Annotated in this window: 18 protein-coding genes; 2 read left to right on the forward strand and 16 right to left on the reverse strand. The window is 53.0% G+C overall.

All coding sequences use genetic code 11. The features are described from left to right. Window positions 1-512: 512 nt before the first annotated feature. Both SACSAC_RS25025 and SACSAC_RS25030 read right to left on the reverse strand, forming a co-directional pair. Complete coding sequence (locus SACSAC_RS25025; RefSeq protein WP_037291147.1) at window positions 513-1,184, reverse strand: potassium channel family protein; 672 nt, start codon at window positions 1,182-1,184, stop codon at window positions 513-515. 15 nt (window positions 1,185-1,199) lie between these two features. Then, window positions 1,200-2,540, reverse strand: a complete 1,341-nt coding sequence (locus tag SACSAC_RS25030) for a TrkH family potassium uptake protein (RefSeq protein ID WP_037291148.1) — start codon at window positions 2,538-2,540, stop codon at window positions 1,200-1,202. Between the two features lie 294 nt (window positions 2,541-2,834). Here SACSAC_RS25030 and SACSAC_RS25035 point away from each other — a divergent pair, with 294 nt between their 5' ends. Then, window positions 2,835-4,913 carry a CPBP family intramembrane glutamic endopeptidase gene (locus tag SACSAC_RS25035; protein ID WP_051507406.1) on the forward strand — a complete coding sequence of 693 codons (2,079 nt, stop codon included), beginning with the start codon at window positions 2,835-2,837 and terminating at the stop codon, window positions 4,911-4,913. A 163-nt stretch (window positions 4,914-5,076) separates the two neighbouring features. On the opposite strand, the gene SACSAC_RS25040 is transcribed toward SACSAC_RS25035, so the two are convergent. The 12 genes from SACSAC_RS25040 to SACSAC_RS25095 all read right to left on the reverse strand — a co-directional run bounded on the left by SACSAC_RS25040 (window position 5,077) and on the right by SACSAC_RS25095 (window position 18,099). After that, window positions 5,077-5,532 (reverse strand): hypothetical protein, encoded by a 456-nt coding sequence (locus tag SACSAC_RS25040; RefSeq protein WP_037291149.1) that lies wholly within the window; start codon window positions 5,530-5,532, stop codon window positions 5,077-5,079. A 115-nt stretch (window positions 5,533-5,647) separates the two neighbouring features. Beyond that, window positions 5,648-6,046 (reverse strand): monovalent cation/H(+) antiporter subunit G, encoded by a 399-nt coding sequence (mnhG, locus tag SACSAC_RS25045; protein ID WP_037291150.1) that lies wholly within the window; start codon window positions 6,044-6,046, stop codon window positions 5,648-5,650. Beyond that, window positions 6,030-6,314, reverse strand: coding sequence for a Na(+)/H(+) antiporter subunit F1 (locus SACSAC_RS25050; protein WP_037291151.1), 285 nt, complete (start codon window positions 6,312-6,314; stop codon window positions 6,030-6,032). The genes mnhG and SACSAC_RS25050 overlap by 17 nt, the downstream gene beginning before the upstream one ends. Beyond that, window positions 6,311-6,790, reverse strand: coding sequence for a Na+/H+ antiporter subunit E (locus SACSAC_RS25055; protein WP_037291152.1), 480 nt, complete (start codon window positions 6,788-6,790; stop codon window positions 6,311-6,313). Before SACSAC_RS25055 ends, SACSAC_RS25050 begins: the two co-directional genes overlap by 4 nt. 6 nt (window positions 6,791-6,796) lie before the next feature. Next, on the reverse strand, window positions 6,797-8,335 hold the full coding sequence (locus SACSAC_RS25060) for a Na+/H+ antiporter subunit D (RefSeq protein ID WP_037291153.1): 1,539 nt from the start codon (window positions 8,333-8,335) through the stop codon (window positions 6,797-6,799). After that, on the reverse strand, window positions 8,332-8,679 hold the full coding sequence (locus SACSAC_RS25065) for a Na(+)/H(+) antiporter subunit C (protein WP_037291154.1): 348 nt from the start codon (window positions 8,677-8,679) through the stop codon (window positions 8,332-8,334). The genes SACSAC_RS25060 and SACSAC_RS25065 overlap by 4 nt, the downstream gene beginning before the upstream one ends. Before the next feature lies 1 nt (window position 8,680). After that, window positions 8,681-11,545, reverse strand: a complete 2,865-nt coding sequence (locus SACSAC_RS25070; RefSeq protein ID WP_084778359.1) for a Na+/H+ antiporter subunit A — start codon at window positions 11,543-11,545, stop codon at window positions 8,681-8,683. 34 nt (window positions 11,546-11,579) lie between these two features. Continuing rightward, entirely contained in the window at window positions 11,580-12,233 is a 654-nt protein-coding gene (locus SACSAC_RS25075) for an adenine nucleotide alpha hydrolase family protein (RefSeq protein WP_037291156.1), read from the reverse strand. 291 nt (window positions 12,234-12,524) lie between these two features. Beyond that, window positions 12,525-14,621 carry an excinuclease ABC subunit UvrC gene (gene uvrC, locus SACSAC_RS25080; RefSeq protein WP_037291157.1) on the reverse strand — a complete coding sequence of 699 codons (2,097 nt, stop codon included), beginning with the start codon at window positions 14,619-14,621 and terminating at the stop codon, window positions 12,525-12,527. A gap of 432 nt (window positions 14,622-15,053) precedes the next feature. Continuing rightward, entirely contained in the window at window positions 15,054-15,374 is a 321-nt protein-coding gene (trxA, locus tag SACSAC_RS25085; protein WP_037291158.1) for a thioredoxin, read from the reverse strand. Between the two features lie 213 nt (window positions 15,375-15,587). Continuing rightward, a complete protein-coding gene (gene dnaI, locus SACSAC_RS25090) occupies window positions 15,588-16,535 on the reverse strand; it encodes a primosomal protein DnaI (protein WP_037291160.1) in 948 nt (315 codons plus the stop codon). 55 nt (window positions 16,536-16,590) lie between these two features. Continuing rightward, window positions 16,591-18,099, reverse strand: coding sequence for a replication initiation and membrane attachment family protein (locus SACSAC_RS25095; protein ID WP_037291161.1), 1,509 nt, complete (start codon window positions 18,097-18,099; stop codon window positions 16,591-16,593). Window positions 18,100-18,506: 407 nt separating this feature from the next. Here SACSAC_RS25095 and hemQ point away from each other — a divergent pair, with 407 nt between their 5' ends. After that, entirely contained in the window at window positions 18,507-19,253 is a 747-nt protein-coding gene (gene hemQ / locus SACSAC_RS25100; protein WP_037291162.1) for a hydrogen peroxide-dependent heme synthase, read from the forward strand. A 669-nt stretch (window positions 19,254-19,922) separates the two neighbouring features. On the opposite strand, the gene SACSAC_RS25110 is transcribed toward hemQ, so the two are convergent. Next, the gene (locus SACSAC_RS25110) at window positions 19,923-21,176 is read right to left on the reverse strand and encodes a HAMP domain-containing sensor histidine kinase (RefSeq protein ID WP_051507407.1); all 1,254 of its coding nucleotides are present in this window, start codon (window positions 21,174-21,176) and stop codon (window positions 19,923-19,925) included. Further along, window positions 21,164-21,838, reverse strand: coding sequence for a response regulator transcription factor (locus tag SACSAC_RS25115; RefSeq protein ID WP_037291165.1), 675 nt, complete (start codon window positions 21,836-21,838; stop codon window positions 21,164-21,166). Before SACSAC_RS25115 ends, SACSAC_RS25110 begins: the two co-directional genes overlap by 13 nt. Window positions 21,839-22,055 lie beyond the last annotated feature (217 nt).

Raw genomic sequence — 22,055 nt, forward strand, 5'->3', positions numbered from 1 at the left:
CGCCTGCCTCAGCCTGCAAAAAGCCGGGAGCTAGTACTCTTAACGTTGACAAGATACTATACCCTTTACAATTTTGTGAACAAAGCAGCTTCTCTTTTATGTTACTCCAAAATTTCAGAGAATGGAACCAATATGGCGACTTTTTGAAAACAAAAAATTCCTGCATAGTATATGTAAGCGTGCATAAAGGTTAACTTATCAACAACCATTTAAACGGGCTTGACTGCTTTGAATCGAGTACTGAAGCGCATTGCAGCGGTGTTCGTGCCTTTATCCATAAGGAAACGCTTCCAAAATTAGGGCGTTCACTAAATCGTCACTTTTGCAGAAAACATTTCTCTCTTGCCTGCTTATCAACGGTCGCTTCTGCTTGCTGGGATTTCAACCTTTTGAGTCATATTCATTCCTTTTCAAAACGATAAAAAAAGCAGACGGAAAGGTTGGAACAGGTCTGCAAACCCACTTCTTTTCGAAGGTTGCGCATGCCTGCCTATTCCCCTGCCGTCCGCCTATTATTCTTCCACGTTCACCACTTCGCGTTCAAACTGTTCGATCCGGTCATTCGGACCGGCGATCACCATGATATCCCCTTCGTGCATCTGGTCCAGCGCCGTCGGCGCAATCGTCACGCCCGCTTCCGTCCGCAAGGCGACGATGGTGCAGCCGAAACGCGTGCGCGAATTCAGGTCGGCAATCGTGCGCGAGTTGAGACAGCTCGGCACAAGCATCTCAACGATCGAATAATCATCCGACAGCTTGATATAGTCCAACAGGTTCGGAGTAACAAGCTGATGCGCCACCCGGATGCCCATGTCGCGCTCGGGGAAAATCACCTGGTCGACGCCGATCTTTTCCAACGCCCGACCGTGCAGCACCGTAATCGCTTTGGCAACCACTTTTTTCACACCCAGCTCTTTAAGCAGGATCGCGGCCAGGATGCTGGTCTGCATATTTTCCCCGATCGCCACGATGCCGCAGTCGAAGTTCCGGATGCCGAGCGAACGCAGCATTTCCTCGTCCGTAGCGTCGGCGACCGACGCGTACGTGAAACGGTCTCCCACCTCTTCCACGACCTCCTCGCTGCGGTCGACGCCCATGACCTCGTAACCGAGCTCGATCAGTTCCATGCCCAGGCTCATGCCGAAACGCCCTAAACCGACTACCACGAATTGTTGTGTACCCAATGTACTTGCACCGCCTTAACCAATAATGATCTTGCCTTCGGGATACCGGAATTTCTCCGTGCTTTTCTTCGGTTTAAGCGCGTAAACGAGCGTCAGCAGACCGACCCGTCCGGCGAACATGGTCAGCGCGATCATCACTTTGCCGAACGTCGACAGCTCCGGCGTAAGTCCGAGCGACAACCCCACCGTGCCGAATGCGGAAGCCGTTTCGAACAGAATCACGATAAAATCGTGATCTTCGGTAGCCGACAGGATCATCGACACCACAATAACCAAAGCAAGCGCCAGCAAAATGATCGTCAGCGCTTTAAGAATACGTTCGCGCGCCAATCTTTGACGGAAAAAGACGACATCTTCGCGACCTCGCATCATCGCGATCATCGCGCCGATCGTGACCGCGAACGTCGTCGTTTTGATGCCGCCGCCCGTCGAGCCCGGCGAAGCGCCGATAAACATCAAAATCAACAGCATGAACTGCGTCGAATGATGCAAAGCGGTCAGATCGACCGAGTTGATGCCCGCGGTTCGCGGCGTGACGGATTGAAGCATCGCGCTCCAAAACTTTCCGCCCCAACCGAAGCGCCCCAACGTGCCGGTGTTGCTCCACTCGAAGATCAAAATAACGACGAATCCGAGCAAAATCAGAAATCCGGTCGTGGCCAGCACCACTTTCGAATGAAGCGACAGCTTTTTCTTGCTTCGAAAATCAGCCAGATCGGATAGCACGATAAAACCCAAACCGCCGAGTACGATCAGCGCGATAGCCGTCAGATTCATGATCGGGTCATCCGCATAATCCGTCAAACTGCGAAAATCCCCGAAAATATCGAAGCCTGCATTGTTGAAAAAAGAAACAGAATGAAAAACCCCGTAATACAGCGCCCGGCCGAACGGCATATCAAAGGCCAAGCGCGCAGCGAACAATAACGCTCCGGCTGCTTCAATCGCTAACGAGTAATACAACACGCGGCGGATCAGCCTGACAATCCCTTCAACCGACCCTTGGTTCATTGCTTCTTGCAGCAGCAGACGGTCGCGCAGCGAAATCCGCCGTTGAAAAACAAGCGCAAACAAGGTCGCCATCGTCATGAACCCGAGTCCGCCGATCTGAATCAAAACCAGAATGACCATTTGACCGAATGTGCTAAAAAACGTGCCTGTGTCCACAACCACAAGTCCCGTCACGCATACTGCTGAAGTTGCCGTAAAAAAAGCATCGATCAACGGTAACGGCTGCCCCGTCGTATTGGAAATCGGCAGCATCAGTAACAGCGTGCCGATCAACACCATAACCGCATAACCCATAGCCAAAATCTGCGGCGGAGCGAATCTCATTTTGGGAACCGCCATGGCCATATTGTGCGCGTCTCCCCTTTCTCTCGCAAGTACCATGTCAGCACTAAAGGTAAGGTTACGCCCATCTGAGATTTCGTACCTAACCCGTGTACGAAGTCTCAGTCGAACGTAAACCTATGATTAAGAGTTGGCAAAGTACTATTTCATATCGTTCTATTATATCCGCACCCCCTCGGCAACCACAATAACGATTTGAGCAGGAAAACGCCTGCAATTCATGCGCTTTGTGGTATGTGACTTTCGGAATATGGTATTTTAGAAAGAGGAATACCAAATCCGGCAAGGAGGAAAATCATGACTGACCCGCAACAACGCATTTTGAACGTCAATTACAAGAAACTCGGCCTGGTCGCAGCGATCGCCTTGGTTATCTATTTCCTATTCAATTTCACGACGCTGTTCCAAAGCAATATGACGCAGCAGGAGCCTTATTCTTTGATCAGCGAGGAACAAGCCCAAACCATCGCGGCCGACTTTGCTTCCTCGAAGCTGGCGATCGACGATCCGCTCGGCGACGCTTCCGTCAGCTACCACAGCGATTCGGATCTTTACGGTTATTTGTCCCGCGAGGGCCTGGTAGCCGAGTACGACGATACATACGCAGACAACTTCCCTTATGAAATGTTCCGCGTCGTCTATCATTATGAAGCAAACGGCGAACCGCGAACGCTATCCGTCGACGTAGGCGGGCAAAGCGGCAAGGTCGTCGCGTTCAACAGCCTGCCTTCCTCCTACGCCGTGCAGCTGACCGAAGCCGACATTCCGCCGGATTCGCTGGAAGATCTGGAACTGCTGCAAGCGGACAAAGAACAGATCGCCCAGCCTCTCATGCAGGAACTCGGACTGGATACGGTCGGGCTGGAACGTATATCCACGGACAACGAGAACGGTCTGCGCTACACGTCTTCTTCCTCGAAGATCGGCGAGAGCGCATTGAACGTCAACGTCACTTTCGAAGGCGACGAGGTCGCTTCGATCCGTTCGAACTTCAGCCCCCCGTCTTCGTACACCGGCTATATCGCCGAACAAACGGGTTGGGCGAACATCATGACCTACGGCGGCTATATGCTGCTGACGTTCGTGCTCGGCGTACTGGCGATTATTTATGCCTTCGTGCTGAGAAAATATGCTTCGTTCACGCGCGGTATTTTCCTGTCTCTCTTCTATTATGTCGTTTCCGTCTTCTCGGTTTGGAACATGCGTCCATTCTTTGAAGGCAGCAGTTATTCCGATATTATCTTCATGGTCACGATCGTGCTGCAGGTCATCATGGGCTTCTTCATGGCGGCGTCGCTGTACTTCTGCTTCGTGGCCGGCGACGCCATGTGGCGCAGCCAGGGCAAGAACATGTGGGCGAGACGCGGCGAACCGCAATACGGACGCCATGTGTGGGAATCGCTCAAAACCGGTTATCTGTGGGCGATCATTTTGCTTGCGGTACAGGCCGTCATCTTCTTTATCCTGGAGCATACGCTCGGCGTCTTCTCGACCACCGACGATTCGCAGTCCACGTACAACATGATGTACCCGTGGCTGTTCCCGATTCTCGCCTGGATGGCCGGGATTTCCGAGGAAGCCATCTATCGCCTGTTCGGTATCCCGATGGTCAAAAAAATCGTACGCAGCACGATCGCGGCCAGCGTGATCACTTCCCTGATCTGGGCGCTCGGCCATACGCTGTATCCGATCTACCCGGTCATCACGCGGCCGATCGAGCTGCTGTTCCTGGGCTTGCTGTTCAGCTTTATCTTCCTGCGTTACGGCTACATTACGGCGATGTTCGCGCACGTCGTGTTCGACAGCATCCTGATGGGACTCAGCCTGATATTCATGGGCACGCCTACGTATATCGCGGTCGGAATCGTGTCGATCGTGATGCCGGCGATCGTCGCGTTTGTCATTTATCTGATGTACGGAAAAGACAAACCGCGGCCAAACGACGGGGGAAGCGGTACGCGCAGCGGGAAGATTACGCCAACCGCGTCTCCGGGCTTTTTGGATAAGCCCCAACCGGCAGCAGAAACCCGTCCGATTGAAGAAACTCGCCCTTTTGACGGCGACGACTCGCGCAGCGACACTCTGCCGCAAGATCGGCGTCCCGCTTCGCAAGAAACCTATACCGAGAAGCAACGGATCGAGAAAGAGCAAGCGGAGCGGGAAAATTCCGTCGCGCAACCCCCGCCTCCGGCACCCGTCGCTCCCGAGCCCAAGTCGGAGTCGACTCCCGCACCGCCCGTGCAGGATCAGTCCCCGGTCGAGGAACGAACCTCCGATCCCGACCGTCTTCCGGGAAGCGGCTTGTTCCGCGAATCGAACAATTCGAATCCTCCCGTCTCGGGAGATCGACGCGAAGACGATAAGCCTCGCCAATAGACGATTACGGCGAACAAACATCGGAATCGACTCACGACACGTTAGACTTGAATAAAGAAACACGTAAAAAGGATGAAGCCTTGTGTGAACAGGGCTTCATCCTTTTTGTTATTGATTTGGCTAATCTATCGCGCACCCGTATACCGGACCCAATATTTGTTATCTACTCTCCGATCGCTCGGCGCGTTCGCGCTCCGATCAGTGTCAGCCAAAACGCGTACACCAGCACATTCCCCGCAAAAGGCAACGTTGCAAGCAAGGGAAGATGCGTCCAAAAACCTACGGCAGCAGCACCGATTAGTCCTGCCGCTGTGCAGATCAACGCGTATCCCCTGCGATGCGACACCAATTCTTTAGGCGACGGAAGCCGATATTTTTTTGATGCGATAAACGGCAGCAGCAGCCCATGCAGAACCAAATGAATAACGATCGCAAGACCGCCGAGAAGCACGACCGCCACGAAAGCCCCAAAACCCGTTTCAAGCGACTCTGTATGATACTCAGGCTCTAACCACCGCCAAAAATCCAACACCAGTCCAAACCAACTGAGTATGATGCTGACCGCGACGGAAGCCAGCAGCAGCGGTGTATACGATCGAGCCGTACCTTCTTTTCGCAATTCGATTCCCCCTGTCCCTTATCCAATAAACGCTAGAAAAGGATGAAGGTTAGGGTCAATCTCAAACAAAAATCTCGACGGTCTGCTGCTCGCTTGTCGTGATTTGAGGCTTGCTCTAAGGCTGTTTGGGCGGTTCCGGCTGCTGTACGGATTCCGGCGCTGTTGCTCCTTTTTTCTCCAATACCTCTTTAAAATCGTCCCGAACGCTGCCTTTCCACAGCTTTACTCCCGAACGATAAGCCGCACGGCCGTTCAGATGTCCCGCTACCGGAGAAGTCAGGAACACGAATACGATCGCGAGCAGAAGCTTGACATTGATGTCCCCGTCAACGACCCAAAAGTAAAGAAAGGCGCCGACGAGAACGAAAAGCACGCCTAACGCCGCGCTTTTGGTGGCGGCATGCGAGCGCAAGTACACGTCCGGCAGGCGGATCAATCCGAAAGCGCTGATCGCGCAAAATACCGCACCGGCCAAAGCCAATACGATCGCGACCCATTCAACGATCGTCGCCATCTTCGATCACGCTCCCTCTCTCAATGTATCTCGCCATCACCGTCGTACCGATAAACGTCAGAATCCCAATGACGAGAATGATCTCCGTCAGCGCCTGCGTGTCGAGCAGCATGCAAAATACCGCGATCATGGCGAGCAGATTGATCCCGATCGTATCCAGCGCCGCAATCCGGTCGGAGCGGCTCGGTCCAACGATCAGCCGATACGCGCAGCCGAGAACCGCGAGAGCCAAAACGGCGAGCGCGATGCTTAAAAATACGGTGGTCATGAACGGGTCACCTCCATAATCGCTTTTTCGAACGTTGCGCGAATCTTATCGGACATTTCGCCGACATCGGAAATATCGAGCGCATGGATGTACAATGTCCGATTATCGTCCGATACTTCGAGCGTCAATGTTCCCGGCGTCAGACAGATCAGACAAGACAAAATGGTCACTTCCCAATCCGAGCTTAACTCCGTCCGGTATTCGAAGATGCCCGGATGCATATCCAGCTTAGGCCGCAAAATATGACCCATGACCTCAAAGCTGGAAACCAACAGTTCGCGAAGCAGCAGTATGACCAGTTTAAGCACAGCCCATACCTTCGTCATGTAAAAAGGTTCCGGACGGAACTTGCGCACGACATACAGCACCCCGATTCCCAACACATAGCCGACAATAAAACCGGAGGCCGACCAATTGCCGTTCAGCGCCATCCACACCAATGCGATCATGAGGTTCAGCAAAATTTGAAAAGGCATCTTGATCTACTCTCCTTTCAGCACGGCTTCAATGTAAAAAATCGGATTCGCCAACGTTTCGCCCGCTTGAGAAGCGAAGCCGTAGACGCTGTTGCTTGCCAGGCCGATGCCGATCACGAATGCCAGCAGCAATACAGCCGAGACGTTCGCCAACCCGGCATCGAAAGTCCTTTTCTTCTTGATCTCTTTGCTTATTTTTTTACTTTTTCGCCCCTGAATCGCTTCGGCTTCCTGCTGAACTTCCGGTTCCGTTCCCCAGAAGGCTTCCCGGAAAATCTTCACTAACGAGTACAGCGTCAGCAAACTGGAAGCCAGAGCGACCAGAGACAGCGCCAGCATTCCTTCTTCGAGGCCGCCGCGCACGATCAACACCTTGCCTGCAAAGCCGCTCAGCGGCGGAATGCCAGTCAGGGCCAGCGCCAAAATAAAGAACATCCAGCCGAGACCGGGACGGCGACGCATCAATCCGCCCATGCCGTCGAGCCGATCCGTTTTGGCGGCCGCGATCAGCATGCCACCCAAGACGAACATCAAGCCTTTGGATAAAATATCGTGCAGCATATAAAATACAACGCCGTCCAGCGCATCTCGGGTCGACACGGATAAGCCGAAAGCCACAAAGCCTACGCCGATCAGCACATTGTAGTTCAAAATACGAGGAATATCGCGATAGGCAACCGCACCGATTCCGCCCAAAATCATCGTCGCCGCAGCCATGCCCGCGATCCAGCCGTGCGTGAACGAAGGATCACCGGAGAAAATCAGCGTAAACGTGCGGACGATCGCGTATAAACCGACTTTGGTCAGCAGCGCCCCGAACAAGGCGCGTACCGCGAACGGCGGCGCTCCGTAAGCCCCCGGCAGCCAGAAGAACAGAAACAGGCCGGCCTTGAGCGAAAAGACGATCAGGAACAGGACGGCGATCACATTCAATACGCCGCCTTGTCCCGCTTCCGTGATCCGCTGCGACAAATGCGCCATGTTTAGCGTACCGACGGCGGCGTACAGATACGCGACCGAAGCGACGAACAGCGTGGACGACAAAATATTGACGAGCAAGTACTTCGGCGCTTCGCGAAGCTGTTTTTTGTCTCCGCCCAAAGTAATCAGCGCATAAGACGAAATCAGCATGACTTCGAAAAATACGAACAGGTTAAAGATATCTCCGGTCATGAACGAACCGTACACCCCGACGAGCAGGAAATGGAAGAACGTATAGTAATAATGCTCCTCCCTTTCGCGTCCGATGCTCGCAAACGAATAGATCAGCACCGCGAGCCCCGTGATCGAAACTGCCAGAACAAGCAGAGCCGCAAACATATCGGCCACGAATACGATGCCGTAAGGCGGCGACCAGCCGCCGAATTGCAGCGTCTGAATGCCTTCCGACCGGACCCGAAGCACGATCATGCCCGCAATCAGAACGTTGGCGATTCCCCCGATCAAGCCAATAACACGCTGCAGCTCGACTTTTTTACGGAAAAACATTAAAAATACCGCGATGACCATAGGCAAAAGAACCGGCAGCACAAGCAAATTATTCAAGAGTCCGCCTCCTTGCCTTCAGCGTCCACACCGTCGATGTCATCCGTTCCTCTTGTCTGGTAAGCCCGGTAAGCGAGAACGAAAAACAACGCGGTCACGCCGAAACTAATCACGATCGACGTCAAAATCAAGGCTTGCGGCAGGGGATCGACATACGACTCGCTTCCGCTGCCGAGAATTGGCGCCGCACCGCGCTTCAGACCGGCCATTGTCAGCAAGAGCAGATGGACACCGTGCGTCAAGAGCGAGGTGCCCAAGATAACGCGCAGTAAGCTTTTGGTCAAAATCAGGTAGACGCCGATCATGAATAAAGCACCGATGGCTACCGCCATGATCCATTCCATCTCAGTCCTCCCCCTTTATCGTGAAAATAATATTCATGACGACGCCGACGACAGCCAAGTATACGCCGAGGTCGAACAGCACCGCCGTAGCCAGCTCCGTATCGCCCAGAATCGGCAGTTCGAAATGGCCGAAAGCATGGCTGAGAAACGGAGCGCCGAACACGAACGAACCGGCTGCCGTTAAAATCGCGATACTCAAACCGACGGCCGTCAGGATTCGATAATCGATGCGAATGACGCGGCGAACCGTATCCATGCCGAACGAGACTGCCAGCAAAATCAATGCCGCCGCCGTCATGAGCGCCGCGATGAATCCTCCGCCCGGATTGTTGTGCCCGGCGAAGAACAGATAGAGCGAAAATGAAATGATGATCAGCACGATTACCCGCGACATGGTGCGCAAAATAACATCGTTGGAACGAAGCGGGAAGCTTGCGTGCAGCTGTGAAGCTGTCTTTGTCGACTTTGCGCGTTGTTCCGGAGTCGTGCGAACGCCTAGCTTGATCAATCCGTAAATACCGAGCGAAGCGATGCCCAGCACCATGATCTCGAACAATGTATCAAAGCCCCGGAAATCCACAAGAATGACGTTAACGACGTTTTTGCCGCCTGCCGATTCGTAGCTTTCGTTCAAGAAGTAATTCGAGATCGGTTCGAACGGGCTGCTGCCCATCGAGGCCAATGCGACAAGCGTCACGGTAATCCCGACGCCTGCGGCCACGAGCAGATTGGTCCATTTGAAAACCGGCTTCTCCTTTTCGCGTTTCAGCTTCGGCAGGAACTTGAAGCAGAGCAGGAACAAAATAACGGATACCGTCTCCACGATCATCTGCGTCAATGCAAGATCCGGCGCACGGAAGATCAGGAACAAGGCCGTCACCATGTATCCGGCCGCGCCGGTGAACAAAATAGCGTTGACGCGCGATTTCGCAAACGGAACGGCCGCAGACGCGCCCAACATGACAACTACCAGCGCAACTTCATAGAACGTAATCGGCGCGTAGTTTTCCATCCCCAGCGAAATATCCGGCGAGAAAACCAATGTTCCGCCGACCGCTAAGATCAAGAACAAGAAAATGTAAATCAGATAACGGCGTACCGAGCCTGTCATGTATAGATCGGTGAAACGTCGACCGCCGTTTTCCAGCAAGTTCAGCAGACCGTTATACAGCCGATTCAGCGTGTCCCGACCGCTCCATTCGCGATCCAGCATCTTCAATCGGCCATACGTCATATACAGTGCCGAACCGAGCAGGACAACTCCGATCGTCATCCATAATTCCGTCGTCCAACCATGCCAGAAATGAATAGATACATGCGTATCCGCCGGGCTCAAGACACCTCCGCGAACAGCCGCGACAGCCGGATCGATCAAAGTACGGCCCAGCGCGTTCGGAATGAAGGCGAATGCGACAGCCAAAGAAACGAGCAGTACGGGCGAAGCCAGCAATCCCGCCGAAGCTTCGTGCGGAAGCTTGTCGAGCTTGTTGTTCGGGGCTTTGCCCCCGAACGTCTTGAACACTAAAATCATGCTGTAGACGAACGTGAATACGCTGGCGATCCAGGCCATAATCGGAAGCGCCAGCATCCATGACCCGATATTCGCCGCGTCGAATTCCCGAATATTCACCATCGCGGTAAAGAACATTTCTTTGCTCAAAAATCCGCTGAACGGAGGCAGACCGGCCATTGAGAACGAACCGATCAATGCGATCGCGAACGTGACGGGCATCAGCTTGATCAAGCCGCCCAATCTGCGAAGATCGCGAGTGCCCGTTTCATGGTCGACGATGCCGACGACCATGAACAACGAGCCTTTGAATACGGCGTGGTTGATCAAATGGAATACCGCCGCCGTTGTTGCGAGTCCGAATAATGCGGTCCGTGCCGGATCGTCGAAGAATGCGGCGGCCGAACCGACGCCGAGCAAGCTCATGATCAGACCGAGCTGGCTGATCGTGGAATAAGCGAGCAGTGCTTTGAGATCCGTTTGACGGATCGCTTTGAACGACCCGTACAGCAGCGTAACCAATCCGACGAGCGATACGGTCCAGAACCACGCGGAGTCGCCGGCGAACACCGGGCTCATCCGAGCAACCAGGTACAATCCGGCCTTGACCATCGTAGCCGAATGCAGATAGGCGCTGACGGGCGTCGGCGCTTCCATCGCGTCGGGCAGCCAGATATGGAACGGGAACTGGGCCGATTTGGTGAACGCGCCGAGCAGAACCAAGATCATCGCCGGCAGGAACAGCGAATGCTCGGGCAGCGAAGCGGCCTGCGCCGCGATTTCCCGGATGCTGTACGTGCCGGTCATCAGATACAGCAGATTGAAACCCGCGAACATCGCAAGGCCGCCGAACACCGTAATGAGCATCGATTTCAAAGCGCCGTAGCGGGAACGCTCCCGGCGGTACCAGAACGCGATCAACAGGAACGACGCGATACTCGTCAGTTCCCAGAACGCATACAGCACCATCAGGTTGTCGGAAAGCACGACGCCCAGCATCGAACCCATGAACATCAATAGATAGACATAGAAATGACGGATGGATTCCGAATTTTTGCCCATGTAAAACATCGAATACCACACGACGAGCGTACCGATCCCCGTGATCAGCAGGGCGAACAGCAAACTCCAGCCATCCAGCACGAGCGAAAGATCAATGCCGAGATTCGGCATCCACGGCATAGTCACAAATAGACGTTCTCCAGCCGCGGATTGCGGAATGCGACTCAAGAAGTAAACGAACAAAGCCGCAGGCACGGGCAGTACTGCCCAACCGGGGTGAATACGTGGCAGTACGCGCATAAGCGGAATCAACGCCGCCCACAGAAACGGAATCAGAATAGCGATATGCAGCACGTGTAAGCGTTCCTCCTTTCCAATCCAGAACCCATCATTTTTTGATCCATTCTCCTTGTACGATTTTCAAATATTCGGCCTGTCCGTTTTTGACGATCTTGAACAGGCCGCTATCGAAGTCGGTGTCCAACTCCCGGAAAAATACGCCTTTGATCGCATCGTCGTCATGAATGTCGTCTTCCTCATAGCCTCCGGCAAGCACGTACCGCCCGTTTTCACGCACAAGCGAAGCCGCAAAGCCTTTTTCATGCGTTTCTTCAAGCAGTTCCGGATAGCGCTGAACCGCCACGATATGCAAATCGATCGCGCCTATTCGGTCCAGCAGATCATCCACGAAATCGCCGTGCGTAATCTCATGCCAGAACGACTGGCTTGCACGACCGATAATGATCTGGGTTACGCCTGCTTCTTTTGCCGCATCGGCGATGACGTCAGCCGTTTTTTGCCCGCTGCCGCATTTTCGAACGAGAAAGTCGCCGCCGGATTCTTCGGTTTGCTTGCGCCAACCCGATAAGTATTTTTCTTTTTCGGAACTGTACGTTTCCTGGCGCGCAGGTTCGACTGTCATGACTCTCAGCGGCGCGCCGAGCAGCGACGCCAATCGACTTCCCCGCTGAATCAGCCGCTGGCCGTGCGGGCCGTAATGCACGCAGACCAAAATGCTTTCCTGATGTCTCTCTTTTTCCAATCCCGATCCCTCCGTTTATCTAAAAGTAAGCATGAAAAATGCGGAATTCACGTTCAGCATCAAGCCGAACACGATTTGAACTCCGCAGTCAAACCCTTAAAAAAACACAGAAAGAGCCCGCTGTTGGCAGGCTCCTCCGGGTAAATCGTATACAGTTATGCCCTATTATATCGGGAGCATTCAAGAAAGTAAAGGCCACAATATACCGAAAAACTGCGTTCAATCCGCTTCTTTTCAGTGCGCATGAACGGTAAATAATGAGTCTTGCTCGATTTTCCGAAAATCAATTTGTTAAGCTTCGTCTTTCAACGCATCGAGAATCTGGCGCGCCAACTTGTCTCCGATCGACAGGGGACGGAAATCCTCGACCGAAGCTTCGCGGATTTTCTTGAGCGATCCGAAATGCTTGAGCAGCGTTTGGCGTCGCTTCTCGCCGATGCCCGGAATCGAATCGAGCTTCGACGTCACCATCGACTTGGCGCGTTGTTCGCGGTGGAAGGAAATCGCGAAGCGGTGAACTTCGTCCTGGATGCGTTGAAGCAGATAGAATTCTTCGCTGTCCCGCGCCAATGGCACGACCTCAGGCGGATCTCCGCTCATCAGCTGTGCCGTCCGGTGCTTGGAGTCTTTGACCAGGCCGGCAACCGGAACGCTGAGGCCCAATTCGTTTTCCAACACGTCGATCGCGACGGAAATTTGGCCTTTGCCTCCGTCGACGAGGACCAAATCCGGCATCGGCAGATTTTCTTTGAGCACGCGCTCGTAGCGGCGGCGAATGACCTCGCGCATCGTGGCGTAATCGTCCGCGCCTTTAACCGTACGGACTTTGTATTTGCGGTACTCCTGCTTGGCCGGCTTGCCGTCGAGGAAGACGACCATGGCGGATACCGGGTTCGTGCCTTGGATATTCGAGTTGTCGAACGCTTCGACGCGATGCAGGCTGTCAAAACCCAATGCGTAGCCCAGACGATCGGCCGCGCCGCTGGTGCGTTCTTCGTTCCGCTCGATCAAGCGGAACTTTTCTTCCAGCGAGACGCGCGCATTTTCGCTGGCCATCTCGACCATTTTGCGTTTGGAGCCGCGTTTCGGTACAAGAGCCTTCACGTTCAGCCATTGTTGAAGCGCAGCGGCGCCGTTCAGATCGCCTAATCCGGAAGCGCCGGATTCGGACGCGTTTCCCGCTCCATTATTCGAATCTGCCGCGTATTCCGTCGCAGATTCCGCAACCAGCGGCATTTCCGCGGCCGCTTCGCCGTAGCGGGTTTCTTGCTGCGAATTCGCCCCCTGCTCGCTTTGCGCTTCATCATCGCCGTCGTCTCCGTCCGCGTCGGCGGCTTCGTTCGCAGCCATGATATCGGCGCGCGAAGCGGCTTGCTGCGATCGCGCTTCGCCTTCAATTGCGATCGCTACGCCTTCTTCATTTGCCGGAAGCAGAATTTCTTGCGGCAATGCCGGATTATCGCTGTAGTACTGCGTCACGTAAGACAGGAAATCCGCGTAGGCTTCGCCGTAAAACGGAAAGCTCGACGCATGGCGCTCGATCATTTTGCCTTGGCGGATGTACAGGATCTGCACGCACATCCAGCCTTTGTCGACCGAATAGCCGAATACGTCGCGGTCTTTCTTGTCCGTGGCGTTGATCTTCTGCTTTTCCATGACCGCTTCGATATTCAGAATCTGGTCGCGCAATTCTTTGGCGCGCTCGAAGTACAGGTCTTCGGCGGCCTCTTCCATTTTCCGGCGCAGTTCTTTCTTGATCTCTTCGTGGCTGCCTCCCAGAAAACGGGCGATCTCGTCGCGAATGCCGTCATACTGCTCTTTTTCGATGTCTTTGACGCACGGCGCCAGGCATTGGCCCATATGGTAATACAAGCAGACTTCTTTCGGCATCACGCCGCATTTTCGCAGCGGGTACATGCGGTCGAGCAGCTTTTTGGTCTGCTGCGCGGCGTAAGCGTTCGGATAAGGACCGAAGTAGCGCGCTTTGTCTTTCAGCACCCGCCGCGTAACTTCCAGCTTCGGATGCTTCTCGTTCGTAATTTTAATGTAAGGAAACGTCTTGTCGTCTTTGAGCAGCACGTTGTAACGCGGCTGGTGCAGCTTGATCAGGTTGCACTCCAGGATCAGAGCTTCCATGTTGCTCGACGTGACGATGTATTCGAAGTCTCGGATATCGATAACGAGCCGCTGCGTTTTGCCTTCGTGGCTGCCCGTGAAGTAGGAGCGCACGCGGTTTTTCAAAATCTTGGCCTTGCCGACGTAAATGATGGTGCCTTCTCTATTTTTCATCAGGTAACAGCCCGGAAGTTCCGGCAGCAGCGCCAGCTTATCCCGAATATGCGCCAATGCTTTTTCTTGTTCCTGAATAGTTTCGAGGTGCGTATCCAATCTGTGTTCGACCTCCCTGTTTGCGTCCGATGTCTGACTTTCTCTGGGTGAGTGATTGTCGATGAAGTTACGTGGAGCGGGAAGCGAGAAGACTGCGAGAGAAATTCGTTCAATTCGCTGTCTCACTTGGAAAAGTCGATTGAAATTTTTAATTGAAGTTTTCCAAGTTCAAAGGCGTCTTGAACTGAATTTCTCTCTCCGTCTTCTCGCTTCCAGTCACGTTTAACTTTCTCGACGGTTTGGAATGACTTTATTTTATTATACGCCAAAAATGTCTGTATGACACGAAAAGACGAACATGCGCTCTCCCTGCTCGCTCTCTTCGGTATGAACGCGAAAACGACAACAAAAACCCCCGGCGGGTTGCCGGGGGTTCTGTTTAGTCATGTCCGATTCGCTCTGTATGGAGCAGCATCGAGCATGACGTTGAAATTACTCGTGTTTGGACAGTACGCCTTTCAGCGCTTCTTTGGAGTTTACGCCGATCAGTTTGTCGACCGGTTGTCCGTCCTTGAAGAAGATCATTGTAGGGATACTCATAACGCCGAAACGGGAAGCCGTTTCAGGGTTTTCGTCGACGTTGACTTTCGCGATTTTCACGTTCGCGCCAACTTCGCCGTCCAGCTCGTCAAGGATCGGAGCGAGCATTTTACAAGGTCCGCACCATGGTGCCCAGAAGTCAACCAGAACGGTTCCTTCGCCAGCTTCCACTTCGGTTCCGAATGTTTGATCGGATACATTTACAATAGCCACGGAAAATTCCTCCTTAAGGTATGCTGCAAAATTTATATATGGTGTATGTGTATACACCGCAAATCGCCTAGTTAAAGATAACTTGCGCTTGTCTACCTGTCAATTATAACACGGATTTCCCGTTCCCGAAACAAATAATTGTATGTTTTTATAAACATCTAACCTTTTGTAAGTGAAGATTGGATGAAGAAATCACTATGCCGAAGCCATGCCTCATCCCCGCTTATTTTCGCCCAGTACATGAATGGTTTCCACGAAAGGCGAGATTCGGTTCATCAAACGTTCTCCCTTGTACGCTTCTTCTCCGTCCTTGTTGGTAAAACTCAGGTGTTTGCCCAGATCGGACAGCGAATAGTTGGAGGTGTAGAACGTCGGCTTTCGATTCATGCGATGATTCAATATGGATCCGAGCACATGGTCGCGAACCCAGGGTCCCATATTTTCCGCGCCGATGTCGTCAAAGATTAACAGATCGGTGTTTTTCATCAACTCGATCGTATCGCGCAGCTTTTCTCCGTCCTGAATCATCGATTTGACGTCTTCCACGAAGTCGGGCATGTAGACGATCACGCCGGAATGGCCTTCCTTGGCCAGCTCATGCAGCAGATAACACATCAGGAATGTCTTGCCCGTACCGAACGGCCCTTGCAGATACAGCCCTTTTTTCTGAAGTCCGGAAGCTTTTGCTTGATCGATATAATCGAAAACCTGCATGACCGCCGACGAACGCACCGGATCTTTGCGCATGATCTCGACATCGTCATAGCCTTCCTGTAAAGCGCGCTCGTCCACGTAAAAGCTCCGGATGCGGCTGCTGATTTGCTTATCGCGTTCATGAGCCAGCTGCAAGTTGCACGGAGCTTTGTAATCCCGGATACGCCGCTGACCGTTCACATCGTCGACGCTCAATTTCGTATAATGACCTTGAAAATCATTCGGACAATTTTCTAGCCCCGGGCAATTGTCGCAATGTTTCTTTTCCTTCACGAATTCGTATAACCGACTGAGATTCCGAGTCAATTCCTGTTCGGCCAGATCCGGGTAACGCAGCCTCAGTTGGCGAACTTCCGGTTCGTTCAAAATCTTCGTTTTCAAATCTTCGGTCCGCTGACGAATACGCGAGCCGCCCATTTGCTTGAGCACGTCTCCGATCGAATCCATTTCGTTTGACCTCCTTTCCAAAAAAGTAACGGCAATCCGTATCTCGAACAAACGATTAACTCCGCGGCGTATTTTTGCTTGCTTTTCTTTGCTCAGCCAATCGCACGTATTCAGCAAACTCTTCATCGCTGACGGCGGTTTGCACCGGCGTGTTTTGCACGATCGGCAATTCCGGTTTGCCTCGGGCGGCTTTGCCTTGCGCGCGAGCACGGGAACCGTTTTGCGGTGCGGCTTGGCGCTTCGGATTGTTTTGATCGCGAATATACCGGACGGCTTTCTCGTAGGTGTCGATCTGCCGCAGCAGCATGTTGGAGGCGATCGAATCGACGAAGTTGCGGCTGATGCGTTGATCGCCGTCTTTACCGAGCAACGTGACGAGGTAGTGGATCAGCACGTTGATGACTTCGCCGGGCAATTTGTAGCTCAGATCTATCTTGCTGAACATGTCGAGCCACGGTCCCGGAACGGTTCCGGGGAAAAAGTTGCGCAGCAGGCCGGTGTACGGCTCGTTGCGAAGCAACATATTATATTGGTGAATATCGCATTTCGACTGGAACTGCGCCGGGACTTCGAGGTAATACTCCATTTCCACGGCGTGTTCGACCGGCATGTCGTTCGCTGTTTCCGGTTCTTCCGGGCGAATGACCCGAGCGGCGCGAACCTGACGTTCTTCGGTACGTTTTGCCGTTTGCCGGAAAGTCAGATTGGCACGATTCTGGAGGTTGTCGAGCATCAACTCCCCATCGTTCGAGAAGATCCCCTCCTCGTCCAACAGGCGCACGATGTCCTCGACGTTCAGATCAAATTTGCGTGCGACGTGGTTGATCATGCCCATCTGTTCCCGATTATGCCGCAGTGCTTCGACGAATTGACGGTTGCGCGCGCCGCGCGGGAAATGCAGAATGACATCGGAATAATCGAACAACGGATCTTCGACCGGCATGTTTTTGCTTTGACGGCGGGCAGGCGAAGCTTCGGATAATGCCTGCTCCAACTCGTAGTCGATGACATGCGTATTCAGTTCGAAAATCTCGTAAAAAGGCTGCGAGATGTTTTCTTTGGCGGCACGCCCAAGCTCTCTAAACTCTTCCGGCTCCCCGCTCCAAAAACGCTCCTGCAACGCCAATACCGCGAACTTGCCGATCCGGTCGCGCAGAAGCAAAGTCAGATGCTGCGTCGCGAAAAAGTCGGACGGCGGAAGCGGCTGCTGAAGCTCGTATTCGTACATATACTGGTCCTGTTCAGGCACGTACAGACGATGCGTCTGAAGCAGCCCGACAGCCTCCAGTTTCGATGCGTTCTCGACCATCACCGTACGTCCCCGATCGTTCGGTTCGATGCCGAGTGTCAAAAACAATCCGCGCTGCGGCTCCGGTTTGGAGTACCCGGTCTGCTCCGCTGGCAGGTGCTGGGTCAGCAGGCGGTATAAAGCAATGGCGGACGTCCCAACCATCGGCTGGTAAACCAAGCTCAACATACGTTCGTCCAGATTGCTAAGGCTGAAATCGCGATACGTATAATAACGGTGATGTTCCGTGTAGTGTAACAAACTCTTCATGCGCATCGGCGGATGTCCCCCTCTTGTCCTTGCAAAATTGCGCGTAAAAATAGATGTGCTCCTCGGAACGCGCCCTTGGCTGTGGACAGGTTCTTTGGAGCCCCTTCATTTTACCACAATTCCTTCGGCATGAAAGGGCGGAAAGCACCCAAATTTCGAGGAATACAAACCAGCCGCTCATTCAGATGCGTTCGGGCTTCGGAATGCTTGTTTTCTTATGAAGCGCGATTACAACGAGAGCTATTTTTAGGGAGGGGATTTTTTTGCAGAGTGAATTGCCCTTCTCTTCTCAATTGCGATACAATGGAAAATGGGAGTTACCGGAAGTGTTTTTGCATCTGTACAGACGGATTTTTGCAGCAAGGTTTGTGAAAATCTCCACCATACAATTTGATTTGGGAGTGATACGATTCATGAATGAAGCTACGCTTACGCTTGAAGGTTGGTACTGTTTACACGATTTCCGCTCGATCGACTGGACGCTGTGGAAAGCGGCTGACCAGGAAGAACGTGCCGGAGCAATGGAAGACTTGGAAGAGTTCATGAAAGAGTTCTCCGTAACGGCCGAAGCCGGAACGGGCAGCACGGCGGTCTATTCGATCGTGGGACAAAAAGCCGATTTCGTGTTCATGTACCTGCGCGAAACGCTGGACGACTTGAACAAGCTGGAGACGGAATTCAACAAAACCGACTTCGCCAAGTTCACGAAAAAGGAATATTCCTACGTGAGCGTCGTGGAGCTTAGCAACTATCTGAGCAAAGAAGGCGAAGACCCGATGCAAAATCCGCAGATCATCGCTCGCCTGAAGCCGGAATTGCCGAAGTCCGCGCATATCTGCTTCTACCCGATGAACAAAAAGCGCGATCTGAACGACAACTGGTACATGCTGTCGATGGACGACCGCAAATCGATGATGCGCAGCCACGGCATGATCGGACGCGGCTACGCGGGCAAAGTAAAGCAAATCATCTCCGGCTCGGTCGGCTTTGACGATTGGGAATGGGGCGTTACGCTGTTCTCGGACGACGCGCTGCAGTTCAAGAAGCTGATTTATGAAATGAGATTCGACGAAGTCAGCGCCCGGTACGGAGAATTCGGGGCGTTTTACGTCGGGAATTTATTGGATTGGGAAAAGGCCGTGGAGATGTTGAAGGTTTAACCGCAGCAGGCGGGAAAAAGGTTCGGGAAAGCGCTTGGGACGACTAGGTTGTCGTCTTAGGCGCTTTTTTTGCGTGCGTGGTGGGGAGTTTTGGAGCGTGCGTCCGGCGAAGTGTTCGGTTTCGTCGCTTCCTGTAATCGGGAAATTTCATTGGAAGGAAAACTCGCATCGGAAGCATAAGCAGGCTCTCCACTCGAACACTTCGCCTCCCGCAGGAACGCTGGGCACGTACGCATACTTAACGATAGAGCCGAAGCGCCCCGGATTTCAATCGTCCAGGGCGCTTCGCTTTTTCCCGCCTGCTGCCGGGGTGGGAATGAAAAGGTAGAGCAAGCGATGGCTGCGCAATCGCTTTAAGCTCGGGGCGCGCTGTGCACGGGATTCGATGCGCCGCTGGCGGCGGCTGTCGAATCGGAAAAGGCGCGTAGCGAAAATGTGTACGAATCGTCAACATTTTGCGGCGCTAACTTCCTTTTTTGCTTTAAATGCTGACGTTTGGTCAACAATTTTTCCGAAATCACGCCATAATGAGCTTTACTATATAAATATGTTGATATTTCATCAACATTTTCAAAAAATTAGCGCTTATTCTCGTAAAATGTGTGCGAATCGTCAACTTTCACGAGGGCAGGTGCTATTCGACGTTGATTTACCTTATATAGAAACAAATTACGCATAACTTCCGAACCTGGCTGTTACTTCGGCTCCGCCGGAAGGTACATTGCCCACGCTTAAGACTCCGCCGTGTTTTTCGCATAGCAGCCGGCAGAGGTACAGGCCCAGGCCGAAGTGGGTGTCGGCTTCTTTGTCGCTGCCGCGATAGTACGGATCGGTTGCGCGCTTGAGCGCTTCCGGGGTGAAGCCGAGGCCGTCGTCGGTTATGGTGAAGGCAAAAGAATCGGGTGTTGTATGAAACGTGATTTGAATCGATTCGGTTGCGAAGCGTTCGGCGTTGGCGATTAGATTTTCGAATACGCGGAATACGATGCTGGAATCCAAGTTGAGGACGCCGGGCAGGATTTCGTTGGTTGTGATTGTTTTAGCGCCCGACAAGGACTTGGCGATGTCTTGCAGTTCCTCGGCCAGTTCCGTCAGCTCGATTTCGCGTGGCTGAGGTTGTAGATCGTCAAGTTTTTGCACAGAAGTCATGGAGGTGACGTAGCGCTCAAGTCGGTCGGCGTTTCGGCGGAGAGCCGAGATGGCGGACACGGTCTCTTCACGATCCAGATTGCCGGAGGGGTAAAAGTCGGCGAGCAGGTCGATACGGCCTTTTAACACGGATAGCGGAGTACGCAGGTCGTGTGAAAAGGCGGCGTTCAGGCGCTTGCGTTCCTCGGCGATTCGCCAGCTTTCGCGATTGCTTTGTTCGAGGGCGGCGCGCATTTGTTCAAATGCTTCGCTGATGCGGCCAAATTCGTCACGACTGCGAATGCCGACGCGGAAGTCGAGGTCTCCATTCGCTACACGATTGGCTGCTTCGATCATCGCTTGAAGCGGTTGACGAATGCGGCGGCGGTAGAACAGAAATAATCCGCCGCCGCATAACAAGATGGTGTAGAGATAAGGAGAAGCATATTGGACGAACAGGTAGAAAACGCCTTTCAGCTTATGAACGAACGTGAAATCAGCGAAACCTGGCGAAGATCGGTCATTTTCATAAACCAGTCTTCGATCGCCGCTCCAATCGTCCGCGCCGACTTTGGTTGGTTGACCCTCTGCATTGATCGGTAGCATCTCGTAAGGAATCGAATCCCAATAAGAAGCCTTTAAAATTCCGTATCGGCTCGATGCTTCATGCGTAGTCATTTGCGATAGCCAAACGACCCCGGACACCAATACCACGGTCAGCAACATAAACTCGGTAAGTATGGAACGTGCCCCGAACTTTCTTGCCCGAATCGGTCTTGCATTCAAGATTTCCATTTGTACCCCAACCCCCACATCGTTTCGATTGGAGAATCGACGTCGGCTGCACTCAGTTTGCCTCTTAAGTTACGCACATGTTCAGCCACGACAGCACTGCTGCCTTCTCCGTCGATGCCCCAGATTCGCTCATACATCTCCTCTTTATCGAAAACTCGTCCTACATGCAGAGACAGCAGTTCCGCAATTCGGTACTCCTGTCTCGTTAAAGGAATGCTGACCCCGCGATACGTAACTTCTGCCGCCGAGTAATTGATGACCAGCCCACCCGTAAACTTCACTTCCGCCCTGCTTATCTGACGTTCCTCTCTTCGCAAATGGGCAGCGACGCGAGCCGCCAATTCGGCCATACCGAAAGGTTTAACCACGTAATCGTCTCCGCCTACGGCGAACCCGTTGACCTTGTCGACTTCCTCGACCCGAGCGGTCAGGAATAAAATCGGACAGGCCACCGTATCCCGCAGACTGCGACAAACCTCCAGTCCGTCCATACCGGGCATTCCGATATCGAGCAGAATCAGATCCGGGTGACGACCCGCCAAACGAACCGCCTCCTCTCCTTCTGACGCCAAAAGCACTTCATATCCACATTTTCGAAAATAGCTGCTCAACATATCGCGGATATCCGGTTCGTCGTCGACGATCAGCAATTTGTAACTCATGAACGTCCCTCCTTCCTATTCAGCATAACGGGCATTTTCCAAGATTCATCCAAACATGAAATCAAACAAGACGTTCAGATCGCGACGATGCAAAAAAGGCCGTCGACGCACCCGTTTGCACGGAGCGAAGACAGCCTTTTTATTGATCTTGCTTAAAAAGTGGATTCGGAACATTTCACTCGGTTGCCCGACGCGAAATAGATTCTCATCAAAACCT

The sequence above is a fragment of the Saccharibacillus sacchari DSM 19268 genome (genome assembly GCF_000585395.1).
GTDB lineage: Bacteria > Bacillota > Bacilli > Paenibacillales > Paenibacillaceae > Saccharibacillus > Saccharibacillus sacchari.

Excerpts from the sequence above, each read along its gene's own strand:
- SACSAC_RS25055 (WP_037291152.1), bottom strand. The coding sequence starts at position 6,790 with ATGCCTTTTCAAATTTTGCTGAACCTCATGATCGCATTGGTGTGGATG.
- mnhG (WP_037291150.1), bottom strand. The coding sequence starts at position 6,046 with ATGGCGACGATCGTTGAATGGGTCGCGATCGTATTGGCTTTGGCCGGT.
- SACSAC_RS25050 (WP_037291151.1), bottom strand. The coding sequence starts at position 6,314 with ATGACCACCGTATTTTTAAGCATCGCGCTCGCCGTTTTGGCTCTCGCG.
- SACSAC_RS25115 (WP_037291165.1), bottom strand. The coding sequence starts at position 21,838 with ATGAGTTACAAATTGCTGATCGTCGACGACGAACCGGATATCCGCGAT.
- SACSAC_RS25065 (WP_037291154.1), bottom strand. The coding sequence starts at position 8,679 with ATGGAATGGATCATGGCGGTAGCCATCGGTGCTTTATTCATGATCGGC.
- SACSAC_RS25095 (WP_037291161.1), bottom strand. The coding sequence starts at position 18,099 with ATGCGCATGAAGAGTTTGTTACACTACACGGAACATCACCGTTATTAT.
- hemQ (WP_037291162.1), top strand. The coding sequence starts at position 18,507 with ATGAATGAAGCTACGCTTACGCTTGAAGGTTGGTACTGTTTACACGAT.
- SACSAC_RS25030 (WP_037291148.1), bottom strand. The coding sequence starts at position 2,540 with ATGGCCATGGCGGTTCCCAAAATGAGATTCGCTCCGCCGCAGATTTTG.
- dnaI (WP_037291160.1), bottom strand. The coding sequence starts at position 16,535 with ATGGATTCGATCGGAGACGTGCTCAAGCAAATGGGCGGCTCGCGTATT.
- SACSAC_RS25035 (WP_051507406.1), top strand. The coding sequence starts at position 2,835 with ATGACTGACCCGCAACAACGCATTTTGAACGTCAATTACAAGAAACTC.
- SACSAC_RS25110 (WP_051507407.1), bottom strand. The coding sequence starts at position 21,176 with ATGGAAATCTTGAATGCAAGACCGATTCGGGCAAGAAAGTTCGGGGCA.